At 45.3% G+C, this 2,832-nt stretch carries 1 protein-coding gene; it reads left to right on the top strand.

Features of this window, described 5'->3' with window-relative positions; genetic code table 11:
- Positions 1–221: 221 nt before the first annotated feature.
- Positions 222–2,832: hypothetical protein (locus KDK17_RS08850; protein ID WP_257276376.1), on the top strand; the 2,611-nt coding region annotated here is incomplete at its 3' end.

Below are 2,832 nucleotides of genomic sequence, written 5' to 3'. Positions count from 1 at the left end.
AATACTTCAAGGAAAATGTGCCTAAATGGTCATTCTCCCACGCAGAAAGTATTCCTTACTTCTACACTCTGGGTGCCTTCTACAAATGGCAATAAAGCGATGATAAGAGAGTTCCTGTACATGACAAGAGAAATATCGCTCAATCAGGCCTTCTGCCTGAAGTCGTGAAACCAACACAGGCAGATTTTGAGCAAGGTTAGGGTGACGATAAGGGTAGTAGAATGACATATACTCGTCTCAATGCATTAAGCCTTGCAGTGGCTGTTGCCATCAGCTCTTCCATCATGGTTACACAGGCACTGGCTGATCGCAGGCTGCTGACAAAGTTTGTTGGTATTCACGGCAATGGACGAGCGGAGCTGATCCAGAGTGAGGCCGTAGTTAAGCCGACTTTAGGTGATGACCAGCAGCCAATACCCAAATCCTTTACCACCACCTACCCAGATCCGGCTCCATTCAATGCAGACTTTGTCTTTCCTTCTTTCACAGACGTTCTTTCTGGCATCGACGCTGGTGTTGCCATTGTTGATCTGTTTGAAACAGACGAGAATGACGTTGCTCAGAAATACACCAAAATTTTGAAGGTGGCTGATGAGGGTGTCTTCAGGTTCACCCATAACCTTGAAGAAAGAGAACTGGTCATTGAAGTCAGGGCCGGAATGACCGATCAGGATTCAGTTGAGGCTGTGTTTGATCAAATGGATTGCATCGAACCTCTGGAGCCGTTGACAAAAATTGCCAGACCCGCACAACTGGCCGAAGTGCTCGAAGGTGCCGATCAAAGAGCAGGAAAACTCGGCACCCGTGACCACTATGTCGCCCTCGCTACCATTGAAGTAGAACAAGTTGAAGTGAATGGACGTACCTTCATGCGTCTTATCTCCGGAGGTGATCAGCCTCCTGAACTGAAGCGCCTGGGCCAATCGCTCTTCGTCAATGATGAGGCTCTCCTTGCAGCAGCCACCTCTGCCTACATTCAGGTTCATGTCCTGGGAGAGGATTTACAACAGCAGGCTCTTAATGAACTGTTAAAACACAGTAAACCCATCGGATATGTTGTGCACGTCGAAGATGATACTTATGCTTACCCTGTGCCTGAGGGCTATCCAAAGCTGGAAGTAAAAAAAACTCCGGGGGAGGTTATTGTTTTCCATGGTCAGTTGCAGTATCCGAATGATATCGCCTTTATAGAAAACCTCCATAAACTCCTGGAAAAAGCTGAGAACAATTATCCCGCTGAGGCACTAAAAACACAGATTAAAAGCTACGACACCAGAATCTACCAGTACGTTATTCGGAGCAGGCAGTTGGCACTGCTTGAGGAGTCAGCTGCACACTACGAACAACGCAAAACTGAATTCAAATTATATCCACTGGCCAGGCTTATATACTATGAATATCTCCGGCAGGCATTGACCAGTGCTACTCCGGACAATGACTATCAATTTGAATTCACATTTGGACACATCAAAGCGGTCTGGTCTGTCATCACGCCAACCTGGTTAAAGTTTCAACTCGAAAAACACTTCGGCTTCAAACCCGTAATTAGAGAGCTTCTGACTAATCAACGCTTTATTCAAACGTTCATGTCTGTTATTCGCTTTATCAGCAAAAAGGAGATCGGTCCTCCCGGGGTCGACGAACAGTTTGCTGACAAAGTGATTAGCGACATGATCAGGCAGCTGCCTGAAACGTATAAAAGACTGGAGGAGCTACAGACAAAAGAAGCCACAATCCTCCATATTAAAAATGAGTTGCAGCACTTATCGGCTACAGAAGTTACCAGTGAAGAGGAAAAACTCAAAGCACGACAAATAAACCAACGAATCGAGGATGAGCTTGTAAAGCTTCGTGTCGAACTGGAAGCCCTGGGAAACCGGGAACAGGATCTTCAGCAGGAAAGCAAACAAATTCCAGCCCTGGCACAACAACTTCGTGATGCCAGAAAGGCTTACTATTCTGAAAGAGCAACAAAGCTTGGCATAGGTGACTGGGATGATAACATGCCACCAGAAGAGCAAGCCAAACGCATCCGGGAGAAACTTAATGAAATCTTCAGAGCAGTTACCACAACAGGACAACCTGAGGAAGACACTGTAAAAATAAATCTGGCCACTATTGAAGGCCAACTCGGTATTGTTCCGGATAATGAAAATGATCTGGATGCCCGCTTTCAGTCCATTCAAAAGCATCTTCAGCAAAGCGCCAGCTCATACACCAGAAAAACAGCACATATCAAAGCCCGCTATTTAGCCATTGCCTTACATTTGAAGATTCAGGATTTTGATATCCATGCAGATGTTCACGATCAGGAAAAATGCCTGCTTCAAAAAATTGAAGCAATGCATGCTCAAGAAGCAGTTCAACGCCAACAACTCAAGACAATGGATGATCAACTTGATAAACAGTATGCTTTCATCAAGGAGACAAAAGCCGTTCTGGCAGCGGCACTTGGTATTGATCTGATCGAAGACACTACACTGAAAGACCGCACAAGCCTGGAATCAATGCTGCGTAACAAACTCTATGATCTTTCAAAGCTGGAAAATGAACTGAACGACATCAAAACACCAGGCCACCCCAAAGTCATGCCTGAAGTACTTGAGAAACTGACTGCTGTGGAAAGTGTCCTGAATATAGATAACCTCGATACAGAGAACGATGTGCATTACCGTCGTGACGCCATTTCTAAAGAAATTCAGACATACATCAAAGAAACCGGACAGCGGGTAGAAGAAGAAGCTCTGGAGATGCTGATAGCCGTAGAAAAAGCACTTGAGATCAATGTCAATGAGGGTGATGACAAAGCAACAAGACTTGACAGGATTGAAA

The organism is Endozoicomonas sp. SESOKO2 (genome assembly GCF_024606245.1).
Lineage (GTDB): Bacteria > Pseudomonadota > Gammaproteobacteria > Pseudomonadales > Endozoicomonadaceae > Endozoicomonas_A.
This window is presented reverse-complemented; position numbering and strand designations above follow the sequence as displayed.